This window comes from Planktotalea sp., assembly GCF_018607965.1.
GTDB lineage: Bacteria > Pseudomonadota > Alphaproteobacteria > Rhodobacterales > Rhodobacteraceae > Planktotalea.
Window position 1 is genome coordinate 1 of sequence record NZ_JABBAM010000091.1, and the last position, 12,648, is coordinate 12,648.

Annotated in this window: 19 protein-coding genes and 1 pseudogene; 14 read left to right on the forward strand and 6 right to left on the reverse strand. The window is 53.3% G+C overall.

Annotation, left to right across the window (positions count from 1 at the left end; genetic code table 11):
• Window positions 1–440: SDR family oxidoreductase (locus QZ279_RS08575; protein ID WP_293449952.1), on the forward strand; the 440-nt coding region annotated here is incomplete at its 5' end.
• 2 nt (window positions 441–442) lie between these two features.
• Here QZ279_RS08575 and QZ279_RS08580 read toward each other — a convergent pair.
• The gene (locus QZ279_RS08580; RefSeq protein WP_293449953.1) at window positions 443–1,126 is read right to left on the reverse strand and encodes a GntR family transcriptional regulator; all 684 of its coding nucleotides are present in this window, start codon (window positions 1,124–1,126) and stop codon (window positions 443–445) included.
• A gap of 197 nt (window positions 1,127–1,323) precedes the next feature.
• Between QZ279_RS08580 and QZ279_RS08585 the strand changes: the two genes are divergently transcribed.
• From QZ279_RS08585 to QZ279_RS08620, 9 genes are all read left to right on the forward strand, one after another.
• Entirely contained in the window at window positions 1,324–2,340 is a 1,017-nt protein-coding gene (locus tag QZ279_RS08585; protein ID WP_293449954.1) for a TRAP transporter substrate-binding protein, read from the forward strand.
• A 204-nt stretch (window positions 2,341–2,544) separates the two neighbouring features.
• The gene (locus tag QZ279_RS08590; protein ID WP_293449955.1) at window positions 2,545–3,246 is read left to right on the forward strand and encodes a TRAP transporter small permease; all 702 of its coding nucleotides are present in this window, start codon (window positions 2,545–2,547) and stop codon (window positions 3,244–3,246) included.
• Window positions 3,246–4,841 carry a TRAP transporter large permease subunit gene (locus QZ279_RS08595; protein ID WP_293449956.1) on the forward strand — a complete coding sequence of 532 codons (1,596 nt, stop codon included), beginning with the start codon at window positions 3,246–3,248 and terminating at the stop codon, window positions 4,839–4,841. Before QZ279_RS08590 ends, QZ279_RS08595 begins: the two co-directional genes overlap by 1 nt.
• Before the next feature lie 9 nt (window positions 4,842–4,850).
• Window positions 4,851–5,753, forward strand: coding sequence for a DMT family transporter (locus QZ279_RS08600; protein WP_293449957.1), 903 nt, complete (start codon window positions 4,851–4,853; stop codon window positions 5,751–5,753).
• Entirely contained in the window at window positions 5,746–5,874 is a 129-nt protein-coding gene (locus QZ279_RS08605; protein WP_293449958.1) for a hypothetical protein, read from the forward strand. The genes QZ279_RS08600 and QZ279_RS08605 overlap by 8 nt, the downstream gene beginning before the upstream one ends.
• 39 nt (window positions 5,875–5,913) lie before the next feature.
• Window positions 5,914–6,222: a phosphogluconate dehydrogenase C-terminal domain-containing protein gene (locus tag QZ279_RS08610; RefSeq protein WP_293449959.1), complete on the forward strand. Its 309-nt coding sequence runs from the start codon at window positions 5,914–5,916 to the stop codon at window positions 6,220–6,222.
• A gap of 55 nt (window positions 6,223–6,277) precedes the next feature.
• On the forward strand, window positions 6,278–6,553 hold the full coding sequence (locus QZ279_RS08615) for a hypothetical protein (protein WP_293449960.1): 276 nt from the start codon (window positions 6,278–6,280) through the stop codon (window positions 6,551–6,553).
• 114 nt (window positions 6,554–6,667) lie between these two features.
• Complete coding sequence (locus QZ279_RS15725; RefSeq protein WP_366513914.1) at window positions 6,668–6,808, forward strand: RuBisCO large subunit C-terminal-like domain-containing protein; 141 nt, start codon at window positions 6,668–6,670, stop codon at window positions 6,806–6,808.
• Window positions 6,809–6,872: 64 nt separating this feature from the next.
• Window positions 6,873–7,046: a hypothetical protein gene (locus QZ279_RS08620; protein ID WP_293449961.1), complete on the forward strand. Its 174-nt coding sequence runs from the start codon at window positions 6,873–6,875 to the stop codon at window positions 7,044–7,046.
• A gap of 15 nt (window positions 7,047–7,061) precedes the next feature.
• On the opposite strand, the gene QZ279_RS08625 is transcribed toward QZ279_RS08620, so the two are convergent.
• Window positions 7,062–7,253, reverse strand: a complete 192-nt coding sequence (locus QZ279_RS08625; protein ID WP_293449962.1) for a hypothetical protein — start codon at window positions 7,251–7,253, stop codon at window positions 7,062–7,064.
• Between QZ279_RS08625 and QZ279_RS08630 the strand changes: the two genes are divergently transcribed.
• Complete coding sequence (locus tag QZ279_RS08630; protein ID WP_293449963.1) at window positions 7,252–7,407, forward strand: RuBisCO large subunit C-terminal-like domain-containing protein; 156 nt, start codon at window positions 7,252–7,254, stop codon at window positions 7,405–7,407. The two genes, QZ279_RS08625 and QZ279_RS08630, sit on opposite strands and share 2 nt — an antisense overlap.
• Here the strand turns inward: QZ279_RS08630 and denD are convergent.
• Window positions 7,404–8,369 (reverse strand): D-erythronate dehydrogenase, encoded by a 966-nt coding sequence (gene denD, locus QZ279_RS08635; protein WP_293449964.1) that lies wholly within the window; start codon window positions 8,367–8,369, stop codon window positions 7,404–7,406. The two genes, QZ279_RS08630 and denD, sit on opposite strands and share 4 nt — an antisense overlap.
• 111 nt (window positions 8,370–8,480) lie before the next feature.
• On the opposite strand from denD, the gene QZ279_RS08640 reads away from it, so the two are divergent.
• The gene (locus tag QZ279_RS08640) at window positions 8,481–9,404 is read left to right on the forward strand and encodes an NAD(P)-dependent oxidoreductase (RefSeq protein WP_293449965.1); all 924 of its coding nucleotides are present in this window, start codon (window positions 8,481–8,483) and stop codon (window positions 9,402–9,404) included.
• Here the strand turns inward: QZ279_RS08640 and QZ279_RS08645 are convergent, their stop codons facing one another.
• Complete coding sequence (locus QZ279_RS08645; RefSeq protein WP_293449966.1) at window positions 9,405–10,088, reverse strand: RraA family protein; 684 nt, start codon at window positions 10,086–10,088, stop codon at window positions 9,405–9,407. It lies immediately after the preceding gene.
• 131 nt (window positions 10,089–10,219) lie between these two features.
• Between QZ279_RS08645 and QZ279_RS08650 the strand changes: the two genes are divergently transcribed.
• Entirely contained in the window at window positions 10,220–10,954 is a 735-nt protein-coding gene (locus QZ279_RS08650) for an SDR family oxidoreductase (protein WP_293449967.1), read from the forward strand.
• A 3-nt stretch (window positions 10,955–10,957) separates the two neighbouring features.
• Complete coding sequence (locus QZ279_RS08655) at window positions 10,958–11,692, forward strand: SDR family NAD(P)-dependent oxidoreductase (RefSeq protein WP_293449968.1); 735 nt, start codon at window positions 10,958–10,960, stop codon at window positions 11,690–11,692.
• Between the two features lie 67 nt (window positions 11,693–11,759).
• Here the strand turns inward: QZ279_RS08655 and QZ279_RS08660 are convergent.
• Both QZ279_RS08660 and QZ279_RS08665 read right to left on the reverse strand, forming a co-directional pair.
• Window positions 11,760–11,852, reverse strand: a pseudogene (locus tag QZ279_RS08660) (IS5/IS1182 family transposase); the annotation flags it as partial.
• A 312-nt stretch (window positions 11,853–12,164) separates the two neighbouring features.
• Window positions 12,165–12,476, reverse strand: coding sequence for a hypothetical protein (locus QZ279_RS08665; RefSeq protein ID WP_293449969.1), 312 nt, complete (start codon window positions 12,474–12,476; stop codon window positions 12,165–12,167).
• Window positions 12,477–12,648: the final 172 nt, after the last annotated feature.

The following is a 12,648-nucleotide window of genomic DNA, read 5'->3' on the forward strand; positions in this document are numbered from 1 at the left end:
ACTACGATGATGTGCTGGATGTGAACCTGCGCGGTACACTTTATATGTCGCAAGCTCTCCTACCGCATATGCGTGAACGCAGGTTGGGCAGCATTGTGAATATGTCGTCCGTTTCCGCGCAACGAGGTGGGGGCATTTTCGGCGGGCCACATTATTCAGCGGCAAAAGCTGGTATTTTGGGGCTGACCAAAGCGATGGCGCGGGAAGTGGCACCCGACGGCATCCGCGCGAACGCGATTTGCCCGGGTTTTATCGCGACCGACATCACCGCAGGCAAGCTAACCAACGAGATGCGTGCGCACGTGTTGGATGGCATTCCGATGGGGCGCGCGGGCACGGCGCAGGATGTGGCGGGGTGCTGTTTGTTCTTGGCGTCGGATTTATCATCCTATGTGACGGGATCAGAGATTGATGTGAACGGCGGGTCTTTGATCCACTAGCTTCAGTCGGCTTGCTGGTCGGCTTTGTCCTGCAAATCTTGATGCTCGCGGCGGATCACGTCAGCGATGTCTTTGGACAGTTGGTCTAAATGCGTTCCTATTGCAGCATCAATGGCAACGGCATCGCGCGCGCGCAAGGCTGCCAGAATAGCGGTATGATGTGCGATGACTTTAGTGCGGTTACGACGCTTTATTGCTGCAAGGAAACGCGCCCTCCATAGACGCGCCAAAAACCGACTGTGGATTTCTGCCAGAGGTTCATTATGCGATGCTTTCGCGATAGCAGAATGAAAACTCATGTCGATCTCGAACATGTCGAGGGGGTCCATGGTAGTAAAGTTATTGTCCATGTGCTGCGTGATCACAGCAATTCCTTCAATGTCCGCGTCTGTGGCACGTTCACAGGCCAACTTGCCTGATAGCTTTTCAACGGACAGAAGAACCTCGACATCGTCGGTAACAGCTTTGACATCTGGCATTGCGACAATCGGACTGCGGGCAGGGCGCAAGGTGATCAGGCCTTCGCGCGCAACAATGCGAATTGCTTCACGCATCGGGGTTCTACTGACGCCAAGATCCGCTGCTTTGTCGCGCTCTTTCAAAGAATCGCCAGGCGCTAACCGTCCTCGCAAAATGTCGCGACGCAGTTGATTGGCTATTTTTTCTGGTAGCGTTTGATCTGACATTTTTGTCGCCCCCGTCTTTTGAATAAGGTGCTTGGAAGTACATTTTATGTTGAAAATTTGGTATACCGAATCTTGTTGCTTGTCGATCAAGCAGTGAGTAACGTCAATTCCAGATGGTATACCATCGTGATTCACGGTCTGAGAGGATGGGTGAATTCGCTAACGGCGAAAATTGTCGCCATGGGAGGAATATTAAGATGAAACTCAAGACATTACTTATGTCGGCAGTTGCCGGCGCGACGTTGGCAAGTGCTGCACTTGCTGAGAATGTGACATTGCGCATCCAAACGCACTACGCGACTGAGCACCCAACAGGCAAGATGTTGGCCACTTGGATCGATGACGTTCAGACCATGTCTGGTGGCGAAATCTCAATTGAGATGTTCTATTCATCATCCGTTGTTGCAACGGTTGAAACATTCGATGCGGCGATCAACGGTATTCTTGATTGTGACGCAACAGGCGGCGCGTATCAGACCGGTAAAAACCCAGCGTTCCAATTCGTGGGCGACATCATGGGTGGTTATGATACGCCATGGCAGCAGTATAGCTGGCTATATTATGGTAACGGCTACGAAGCGGCTCAGGAACTTTACAACGCGCAAGGTATGCAGCTGATTGGTTGGGCCGTTTACGGTCAGGAATCATTCGCGTCATCCAAGCCTATTGCAGGTCCTGCTGACCTTGTCGGTTGGAAGTTCCGTTCACCTCCGGGCATGGAAACGGAGATCTTTGAAAAGATGGGTGCCTCGCCAATCGTGATGGATTTCACTGAGATCTTTACCGCGCTTGAGACAGGTATCATCGACGGTGCGGATGCATCCGGCTTGGCAAACAACGTTGGTCTGGGTCTGTATGACATCGTAAAGCACGCCAACTATCCAGGCTTCCACTCTATGCCATCTGACCACCTTGCTTGTAACCAAGCTGTGTGGGAGGGCCTGAGCGAATCACAGCGCCGTATCATTGATACTGCATGGCAAAAGCTTTCCTTCCAGATTGCTATGGCCAACGAAAAAGCTAACACCGAAGCAGCTGCTATGCTCCAAGAGCAAGGCGTCACTTTGTATGCATGGTCAGTTGAAGACCGCGCTGCGTTCCGCGTTGCAGCTCAAGCTGCATGGGATGATTGGGCGACGCGTAGCCCAGAGGCCGATGCGCTTGTGAAAAGCCACAAAGCTTATCTTACGCAGTTGGGTCTGATCGGCGAGTAACGTCTGGTTCGCTTTACCAAATAACGATCAAGGCGGGTCCTGTTTGGGCCCGCCTTTTTCTACCGAAGACATGATCATGCGGGGAGGCATATGATGCAGAACAATTCGCTATTTCTTGGGCAGTTGCGCGGGCCCATAAAGACTGGAATGATCGTCTTTTGTTCGATCACCTTTTTGCTTTATCTTCTTCTAATTGGTCAACAGATGTTCACTGAAGATGCCTATGGCATGTTTGAAATGATCCGTCCTGCTGGCAAGCCTCTTGTCCAGCTGATGTTGACAATGTTTGGGTTATCTCTGCTGTTTGCCTCGCTCTTTTTGTCCGACACCAAAGGCGCGATTGAGACAAAGCCTGACGGGGTCTTTGATCTTGTGTCGGTTGTGCTGGGTCGCCTTGCGATGATCATGACCGCGTTTATCGTGCTGGTTATGTTCTACGAAGTTGTTTCGCGCTACGTATTCTCGCGGCCCACGCTTTGGGCCAATGAACTATCCTTATGGATCGCCTGTTTTGTTTTCCTTCTTGCGGGACTTTATGCAATGCAGCAGCGCAGCCATATCCGCATTTATATCATCTACGATATGATGCCTTGGTGGATGCAAAAGACATCTGACTGTATCTCTGTCCTGTTGATCGTTGCATTCACATTCGCTCTTGTTTGGGGCGGCTATACCGATGCAGAGAACCGCTTCATGCGCATGGAAACCTTTGGCACCGCGTGGGATCCACCCATCCCTGGTATCGTCAAACCCGCTTTGCTCATCATCATCGTATTGGTCTGCATTCAAGCCGTGTCCAACCTGTTCGCAGATTGGAACAAGGCACCTGAATCGCACACACCGGCCGACGAGATCGACGAAGCTGAAATTGAAAACATCCGCCGTACACTTGAGGAAAAGAACTAATGGTCGATATTGGTACACTCTCTCTCATCATTCTGCTGGGTATGTTTGCCTTGCTGTCCATCGGCATGCCGCTGGGTTTCGCTTCGGCCTTCTTAGCAGTCGTAACACTGGCGCTTAAGTTCCCACCTGATCTTTTATGGGGCGACTTTGGGCGTGGTCCGCTGTCTGTCTTGGGGCAGGCGGTTTATCGGCAAATGACGAACTACGTCCTGATATCGGTGCCGTTATTCATCTTTATGGCCGCAATGCTGGAACGATCCGGTATTGCGCGGGACATGTATTCGTCACTGAACGTCTGGATGAGCCGGATGCGCGGCGGTATCGCTGTCGCCACGTCTATCATGGCGGTCATTATGGCGGCGATGTCGGGCATTATTGGTGGTGAGGTTGTTCTACTGGGCCTGATTGCTTTGCCGCAGATGTTGCGTCTGGGGTATGATCGCAACCTTGCGATTGGTACGATTTGTGCGTCGGGGTCACTGGGAACCATGATCCCACCGTCGATCGTTTTGATCTTCTATGGTCTGGTGACCGAAACTTCCATCAAGGCGTTGTTCACCGCATCGTTCTTGCCAGGCTTTATGCTAGCTTCGTTCTTCATTCTCTATATTCTGATACGCACACGGATGAACACATCCTTAGCCCCCTTGCCGGATCCGATCCCGGGTGAACCTGAAGGCTCCGAAAAGGGTCTGATGTTCCTTGGCTTCATCTCGCGCTTTGCGATGTGGGTGATGGGTGTTTTATTCCTTCGTGCGGTTTTCTTTACCCTGACTGGCGACAACGCAATCCGCGAAAACGAAGATCCGATCCCGCTGGGGATGGTTGCTGATATTCCTTGGATTGTCGGTGCATTCGTGATCTTTACCTTGATCGTTTTTGTAGTTGTTGGCCGTGAACGTACCGCACGCGGTTGGGACATGGGCAAAGGCTTGATCGCCCCTATCGTTGTAATCGGCGTTGTCTTGGGTTCAATTTATGGCGGCATCACGGGGATCACCGAAGCTGCGGGAATGGGCGTGGTTGCCGTATTCACCATTGGTATGATCCGTCGCGAGATGACGTTTGATATCGTCTGGGATAGCTTGATCCGTACGCTCAAATCTACAGGTACGATCATCTGGGTGACTATCGGGGCAGCAGCATTGGCCGCGGCCTACACGCTTGTCGGTGGGCCAACTTATGTTGCGAATTTGATTATCGGGGCAGACCTACCGACGATGGGGATCATCTTGATGATGATGTTAGTGTTCTTAATCATGGGTATGTTTATGGACTGGGTCGGCATCGTGTTGTTGATCATGCCAGTGTTCCTACCCATCGTTGTGCGGCTACCTGCCGAAGAAATCGGGTTCCTCGGCAGCATCGAAGCACGCTACATCCCGATCTGGTTCGGGGTTGTGTTTTGTATGAACATGCAAGTCAGCTTCTTGTCACCTCCCTTTGGACCAGCAGCCTTCTACCTCAAGTCTGTTGCTCCGCCTGAGATTTCGTTGACAGATATTTTCCGTGGCTTTCTGCCGTTCATCATGCTGCAGCTGTTGGCGCTTTCAACTTTGTTGGTCTGGCCCAACATTATCACCATGTTCTTGTGATCTGAAACTATGGCCCAAACCGTCGCACCCCGGGAAGAACGGATCCTCCTCGGGCTTGGGTCTATGGCGCTGGCGGTGATGTTGTTCACGATGATCGATACCTCAGCCAAATGGTTGGTGTTGGCGGGGCTGTCGGCAATGCAAGTGGCGTTCCTGCGTTATGCAATCCACTTCTTGCTGGCCATCGTGGTATTCGTGCCGCGCGAAGGGCTATCCGCCTTCAGGTCGCACAGTCCAAAGCTACAGGTCTTGCGCTCGGCCAGTTTGTTCACCGGCACTTGCCTTAACTTCATGGCCCTCAAGTATTTACCAATTACAGTCACGACGACGATCATGTTTGCGGGACCTATCTTGGTCACGCTTTTGGCCATTCCTATGCTGGGCGAAAAGGTAGGACGCCACCGCATCGCCGCCGTTTGTGTAGGGTTCTTAGGCGTCATCGTTGTCATGCGGCCTTGGGGAACAGGATTTCATCCTGCGATGTTGTTGAACCTTGGGGCCTTGGTTGGCGCGTCGATCTATTTTCTGATGACGCGCAAACTCGCGGGTATCGAAAACAACAGTACATCCCAGCTTTGGGCATCAGGGCTTGCGACGTTTTGCCTGGCCCCGTTCGCGTTCTCGCAATGGGTTTGGCCGACGGAAACAGCCGATTGGGTGTTCTTTTTATTGATCGGCATCTTCGGAGGCACAGCACATATTCTAGCGACTTCTGCACATCGCTTGGCCGACGCCAGTATTTTAGCCCCTGTGATTTATATTCAAATCTTTTCTGCTGCTTTCGCAGGGATTGTCTTTTTCAACACATACCCAACTGCTTGGACTATGTGCGGCGGGCTGATCATTATCGGTGCCGGCGTCTACATTTGGTACCGCGAACGGCAAGCTAAAAAACGAAAATATCATGACTGAAAAATTGGTGCTGATGGGTGCAGGCGGCAAGGTGGGCGTGCGCAGTGCCGCAAACCTTGCGGGGACGGATTTTGAAGTCGCTCACGTCGAAATTTCGGAAGCGGGACGCACCCGATTGTAAGACACCGTTGGCGTTAATCGCGTCGATATCGACACCGCTATGGAGGGCCCAGAGGATCACTATGCTTTGCGTGAAAAATTCGGCCGTGCCATCTACGCCCTCGTTGCGCGCAGCTACCGTGTCACAGTCGAACAGATGGCCTTGCTAGAACCGAGCTTATCAGAAACCGTCTGCGCATCCTTGCTAGACGTCATGTGCGAAGCGATGGACGAGGTCGTGCGGGGCGGCGTATTCTCAGATGCCGGCAACACAGCAATTGAATCGGGCAAGCCGGTCTTGGTGCGAGACGACTGGAAGCGAGTTTTCGAACCAGACGAAATAGCCGCTAGTATTCAACGCATTACTTAATGATCTAAGGCGTAAAACCTCTACTGGCGTGTTTCGTTTGGACAGACACCCCGTAATGGCCTGTCATCCCGTGACGCGCATGGCCGATCCAGAACGCGCAGCCTCTATTTCAGCCACGGCACAGGGCGAGGTCACAATTGATCAGATGTCGCGTCGGCAGGTGCGCTTTTGTGGAACGCGGGACATCGATTTGTGGTCGGCTCGCAAGGGATCGCCTATGCATTGGTCGCGCATTTTCAAAAAACGGGTGCGCTTGCTGGATCATCGATTGCCAAAGGCATTGGATTGGCCAGGCGGATGGCCGTGGTATCAGGTTCGGTTTCGCCAATAACTTCAGATCAAACTGAATGGGCGAGAGATAGGGGATTTGTGGATATCAGGTTGGGTGGGTCCTCAATTTGGAATCGCTGGAACACGAAAGCAGATGGGTGTGCCAAGTGATCCGATGATTGGGACGATTGTAAAACCAAGCGTGGGCTTAAGTGCCGAGCAAACCGCCCCACTTGCCATTGAACTGGCCCAGGCTGGCATTGATTTCATCAAGGATGACGAGCTGCAAGGCAACAGGCCCTGCGTGTCCGTTTGACGACAGTGCCAAACTGGTGATGCAAGTTTTAAACAAAACCGCGCAAAAGGCAGGGCGCTAGGTAATGTATGCCTTCAATATAACTGACGAGATCGACGTAATGCGCCGCAACATTGACCTGCTCGAATGCCTTGGTGCGAGCTTTGTTATGGCTTCGCTGAACCTTATCGGCTTGGCAGGCTTGCGGGCAATATGCGATCATAGCCCGTTGCCGATCCATGCGCATCGTAACGAATGAGGGTTGATGTAACGCTCACCGCACGTAGGGATCGTCGATCCTGGAATGCAAAAACTGTGGCAATTGGCGGGCAGCGATCATCTGCATGTAAACGGTTTGGCCAATTAGTTTACCAAGGATGACACCGTCGTGACCAAGGCCGCGCGCGCTGTCGATGGAATTGCCTAGCAACGACGACTTCCTGTTTTGCGCAGGCGTTGGGATCATGAGCCATCCAGATGGACCTGGTGCAGGGATCATCAGTTCACGTCAAGCCGCCGCTGCACAAAAAGCAGGTGAGCAAGTAGAAGATTACGCCAAAGATCTCCCAGAATTGGCGGCTGCTTTAGCAACATTCAGAAGAGCAGTGAACCGCAGCTAGACAGTGGGTTTATCGTCTTCCAGATAGTAGCGGATATTGTCTTCAAATGTGTCGTCCGCTTTCAGGCCCAAACGAAGGGCTTTGTCAGCATGGATGTCCCAACGCCAGCCTGACACGATCCGTTTAACGTCGGGCTGCGGGTCCCATCGGATCAGTTTGGCGGGATCGGTGCCTGCGACGGCGGACATCGCTTCAATGACTTGCGCAATGGACCAAGTCTTGCCCGGCATTTGCATGACACGGTTCTGGCCGATCTCAGCGGCGTGCAATTCCGCTCCTTTGACCAGATTTTCGACGCAACGGCGGGGGCTGATATAGTAGTGCAGGAATTCTGCGTCCACAGGGCAAACCGCTTCTTGGCCGTTTAACGGTTCGCGCAAGATCGACGACATAAAGCTACTTGCCGCGCGGTTCGGCTTACCCGGACGTACCGAAACCGTTGGCAATCGGAACGCACGACCGTCGATGTACCCTTTGCGGGAATAGTCGTTGATCAGCATCTCGCCCGCCGCTTTTTGCATCCCATACGATGTCTGCGGATTGGGGTAGCTGTGATCGCCAAGTGGGTCCTGAGCCTCGCCTCCATAGACCGCAATCGAGGAGGAGAACACCACCGTCGGCACAGTTCCCAAGGCGCGGCAGCGTTCCAAGACATTATAGGTCCCGAACAGATTGATGTTCATGCCCGCGTCAAAATCTTCCTCGGCGTGGGCGCTGACGATCGCGGCCAGCAGATAAATCACATCGGTTTGTGCTGTTACACATTTTGCGACGGACGCGGCGTCGGCGATATCACATGTGACAGTTTGTACAGGGAAGGGGGCGTCAATCTTCGACGGATCTACCAAGTCGGCCAAAGTAATTTGTGTGATTGCCTGACCCTTCAGGGTTGGATTGGCGGCCAAATTCAATGCCAGTTTTTGGCCTAAGACACCGCCACCACCGAGTATCAGAATGTTCATGTCATATCCCCCTATGCGCCTCGTGCTTGCAACATTGCCACGATGGTATACCATTTCATCAACGTGGTTTGTTGCGGCCTTGTCAATGGTGCGTATCCGGAGGATTTCAAAATGGCACAAGATATGACAATTGGCTTCATTGGTGTGGGCTTTATGGGTCACGGCATGGCAAGCAACCTTATTAAAGGTGGCTATCCAGTGTGGATCAAAGGCAACCGCAACCGTGCGCCGATCGAAAGCCTGATCGCTAAAGGTGCGCAAGAGGCCGCAACCCCGCGCGAGATGGCGCAGCACTGCGATGTCATCCACTTGTGCCTGTCGAAGTCGCCACAAGTCGAGGCGGTGATCCGCGGAGATGATGGTATTCTTGCAGGTGCACGTAACGGCCTGATCGTGATCGACACAACGACTGCGGACCCAACCTCGACAGCTGTTTTGGCGGGTGAGTTGGACGCAAAAGGTGCTACGTTCGTAGATGCGCCGTTGGGACGCACCCCCAAGGAAGCCGAGGCTGGCACGCTTGATGCTATGGTCGGTTGCGATGGTGCTACCTTTGCCAAGATCAAGCCCGTTTTGGAGTGCTGGGCGGGTAACATCACCCACGTTGGTGACACGGGCAGCGGTCACCAAATGAAGTTGCTGATGAACTTCATTTCAATGGGTTACGCCGCCCTTTATGCCGAGGCTACCGTTTTGGGTGCCTCAGTCGGCTTGCCGCCCTCGAAGGTGCGCGAAGTAATAGGATCAAGCCGTTTGTCGAACGGTTTCTTTGATACGTTCATGACCTACGCCGTCGATCGCGACCGCGAAATCCATAAATTCACCATCGAAAACGCGTCCAAAGACTTGCGTTATGTCAACGCGATGGCGGCTGAGGCGGGCATAGTCAACGTCATGGCGGGGGCTGCCAAACACTACTTTACCCATGTCGAAGCCTTGGGGCAGGGAGGTGATTACGTGCCGATGCTAGTCGACCATGTCGCGCGGATGAACGGCATGGATATGGAGGTTGAGGCCGCCAAAGGCCGCGACTGATCAATCGACCATCACGGCACGTCCATCGGTCAGCATTTGAATAATCCGTGACTGTTCGTTGAACCCGCCTTTGACCTTGGCTTCCATCGCGGTTTCAGCGGCACGCACTGCGTAAAGCTTTGCGATCACATTATCAATGCGCCCGTGTGGCACGACGACGACACCATCGATATCGGCCACAATGATGTCACCGCTATTCACAACTTGACCGCCAACGCTGGCATCAAACCCAACGCGCCCCGGCCCATTGGCATAGGGCGAATTTGGGTTCAAACCGCTGCACCACGCAGGCAGGCCGACGTCTTGAATGCCCACAAGGTCGCGCATTGGGCTGTCGGTTACAAAACCGATGCCGCCCTTATTCCGTATCATCGCTAGGACCATGTCGCCGGCCGCCGCCACAGACTGATCGCCTTTTAGAGACACCACAGCCACGTCGCCTTTTTGCATTACATGCACCGCGCCCAAGGTTGCCAAGTTACCCCCCGAGCAATTATCCCCCACCACCGCACAGCCTGCGATATGCGCGTCGAGCAATGGCGAAATCGTGGTTTCCATGCCACCAACGCCGTCCATTGCATCGCACACGAACCCTGTCGGCACGTCTCGGAATGCAGCAATTTGCGCCGCCGTTGGGCGCGGAAATTTTGTGCGCAAGGTGAGCTGTATTGGCTCTTCGATCATCAGGTGTCCTTTGCATAAGAGGCACCGCAGGTTGACAAGGCGGCGAATTAGGCTTGCATTTGGTATACCAAATTGACAGCCTACGACAATGCCGCAAATCGCGGGTCCGGAATCAAACGGGGGAGATTATCATGCCGTCCATTCTTATCACAGGCGCAGGCAGCGGCGTCGGCCGCGCCACCGCGAAAGCATTCTTAGCAGAGGGCTGGAAAGTTGGCCTCGTCGGGAGACGTGCAGCACCCCTTGAGGAAACCGCGGGGAATAATTCCGACGCGCTGGTGTTGCCCTGTGACGTCGCGGACGATGCCCAAGTCGATACCGCGTTTGGAAAAGCTGTCGCCCATTGGGGCCATGTAGATGCGCTGTTCAATAACGCCGGCGTCAGCCTTGGGGTTGCCCCGATTGATGAGCTGGAAGTGGACGACATTCGCCACGTGTTGGACGTCAATGTGATGGGTGCGGTCATCGCAGCTCGGGCCGCTTTTGGCCTGATGCGCAAGCAAGACCCGCAGGGCGGACGCATCATCAACAATGGGTCTATTTCGGCATATGTGCCGCGTTGGGGGTCTGTGCCTTATACAGTTTCCAAACATGCAATTACCGGCTTGACGCGGACCTTGTCGCTGGATGGCAGACCGTTCAATATCGCTTGTGGACAGATAGATATAGGAAATGCGTTGACGGAAATGGCACAGAAAATGACTAAGGGCGTTCCGCAGGCCGATGGCCAATTGGCGATTGAGCCAGTTATCGACGTCGCCCATATTGCAAGATCCGTAGTGCACATGGCGCAGTTACCACTTGATACAAACGTGCAATTTATGACCGTAATGGCCACGAACATGCCTTTCATCGGAAGGGGTTAAGCCATGGATTTGAAAGACCAAGTCGCCGTCGTCACCGGAGCGGCACAGGGCATTGGTCTGGCTGTTTCGACACTTCTGGCTGAGCGCGGTGTACGTGTCGCGGGCTGGGACATTGACCCGACGCACACGACCGCAATGGCGGGCCTGCCAAAACCGGGCACGGCGATTTCTTGTGACATCACTGATCTTGCCTCGGTCGAAGCTGCCCACGCCTCTACGTGCGAATTACTTGGTGTGCCGACCATCCTCGTGAATAGCGCAGGAATAGCAGGACCGAATGCGCCGGTCGAAACCTATGACGTTGACGCATGGCATCAGGTGATCGACATCAATTTGAACGGCACCTTTTACGTGAACCGCGTCTGCGTACCAGGAATGAAGGCGCAGGGCTATGGCCGTATCCTGAACATCGCGTCCATTGCGGGCAAGGAAGGCAACCCGAACGCGTCGGCTTATTCTGCATCCAAGGCCGCAGTGATTGGCCTGACCAAATCGTTGGGTAAGGAACTGGCAGACATGGACATCGCGGTGAATTGCATCACACCTGCAGCCGCCCGCACGCGTATCTTTGACCAGATGAGCGCAGAACATATTGACTACATGTTGTCGAAAATACCGCGCAGTCGGTTCTTGGAGGTCAAAGAAGCCGCTGAGATGATCGTCTGGGCCGTGTCGCCAGAAAATAGTTTCACCACTGGTGCTGTTTTCGATCTGTCGGGGGGCCGCGCAACCTACTAGGGTTGGCATCTTCTGATGAAATTGCTGCCCGCTACCCTGCCGGCCAGTGGATCAGGCGTCCAAACCACCTGTCATCTACACGAGCACTACCTTTGCTCTTTGGAAAGTAAGGCCGGAGACGCCCTATCTGCACCAACGTAAGCCAAGATAAATTAGGCATGACATCCCTCAGAAACGCCGGTGTTTGATTATGATACCGGCTAGGCCGCGGTGGCGGAGCGATTGCGCGATCAGGATCCTGCGGTCTTTGATATCACTGCGGTCCGTTTTGGAGGGTGATGCTCCGTGCATCGTTCTAGGTGCCCCAACTAAATTTTTTGAAAATAGGTTAGCACACACTTCATGATGCGAACTTAAGCGAGTTTTGCAGCTGAAGTGGGGGGGGCTGAGACAGATCAGTCTCGCTAATTTAGGAGACAAGTGCGCCAGCTTTATGACCCTTGAAACCTACTCAAATTCTGGCTCTCATAAGCTAGATCGATAAAGTTTTCTTTAACTCGATAATGCAAAGGTCCAGCGTCGCTTGATCAGAGTCCTTTGCTGCTTGCTCTGCATTGGAAAGCTGTACGCTAAGCTGGTTAAAGCCAACGATGCCAGTTGAACCAACCGTATAATGCGCGGCATCTCTACGCTTTTCCCACGATGTATTTGGATCGGACAAAGCCATTAGCGCATCCGTTGCGTCAGCAACACTTTGCTTTTTCAGTTTCTTTGCCATGGCGGGATCCATGAACTGTTCAAGATCATCGTTTGGCGGAGGTGTCGCCGCTTTTCCAAGGTGCATCTGAACAGCGTGTTCTAAGCGGTCAGCGGTTTTGCCAGCATTGCATTTATACCAGACTCAGTTAAATATTCGCGGTCGCTGGGTATGAGAGCTGTCACACCTAGAATGACTGACGACTGTAGATATGTACGGACTCTTGGGACACTTCCTGTAAATTCCCTGATTTGGGATG

Coding starts and splice junctions, on each gene's coding strand:
- QZ279_RS08580 (WP_293449953.1), bottom strand. CDS start 1,126: ATGTCAGATCAAACGCTACCAGAAAAAATAGCCAATCAACTGCGTCGC.
- QZ279_RS08585 (WP_293449954.1), top strand. CDS start 1,324: ATGAAACTCAAGACATTACTTATGTCGGCAGTTGCCGGCGCGACGTTG.
- QZ279_RS08590 (WP_293449955.1), top strand. CDS start 2,545: ATGTTCACTGAAGATGCCTATGGCATGTTTGAAATGATCCGTCCTGCT.
- QZ279_RS08595 (WP_293449956.1), top strand. CDS start 3,246: ATGGTCGATATTGGTACACTCTCTCTCATCATTCTGCTGGGTATGTTT.
- QZ279_RS08600 (WP_293449957.1), top strand. CDS start 4,851: ATGGCCCAAACCGTCGCACCCCGGGAAGAACGGATCCTCCTCGGGCTT.
- QZ279_RS08605 (WP_293449958.1), top strand. CDS start 5,746: ATGACTGAAAAATTGGTGCTGATGGGTGCAGGCGGCAAGGTGGGCGTG.
- QZ279_RS08610 (WP_293449959.1), top strand. CDS start 5,914: ATGGAGGGCCCAGAGGATCACTATGCTTTGCGTGAAAAATTCGGCCGT.
- QZ279_RS08615 (WP_293449960.1), top strand. CDS start 6,278: ATGGCCTGTCATCCCGTGACGCGCATGGCCGATCCAGAACGCGCAGCC.
- QZ279_RS15725 (WP_366513914.1), top strand. CDS start 6,668: ATGATTGGGACGATTGTAAAACCAAGCGTGGGCTTAAGTGCCGAGCAA.
- QZ279_RS08620 (WP_293449961.1), top strand. CDS start 6,873: ATGTATGCCTTCAATATAACTGACGAGATCGACGTAATGCGCCGCAAC.
- QZ279_RS08630 (WP_293449963.1), top strand. CDS start 7,252: ATGAGCCATCCAGATGGACCTGGTGCAGGGATCATCAGTTCACGTCAA.
- QZ279_RS08625 (WP_293449962.1), bottom strand. CDS start 7,253: ATGATCCCAACGCCTGCGCAAAACAGGAAGTCGTCGTTGCTAGGCAAT.
- denD (WP_293449964.1), bottom strand. CDS start 8,369: ATGAACATTCTGATACTCGGTGGTGGCGGTGTCTTAGGCCAAAAACTG.
- QZ279_RS08640 (WP_293449965.1), top strand. CDS start 8,481: ATGGCACAAGATATGACAATTGGCTTCATTGGTGTGGGCTTTATGGGT.
- QZ279_RS08645 (WP_293449966.1), bottom strand. CDS start 10,088: ATGATCGAAGAGCCAATACAGCTCACCTTGCGCACAAAATTTCCGCGC.
- QZ279_RS08650 (WP_293449967.1), top strand. CDS start 10,220: ATGCCGTCCATTCTTATCACAGGCGCAGGCAGCGGCGTCGGCCGCGCC.
- QZ279_RS08655 (WP_293449968.1), top strand. CDS start 10,958: ATGGATTTGAAAGACCAAGTCGCCGTCGTCACCGGAGCGGCACAGGGC.
- QZ279_RS08665 (WP_293449969.1), bottom strand. CDS start 12,476: ATGCACCTTGGAAAAGCGGCGACACCTCCGCCAAACGATGATCTTGAA.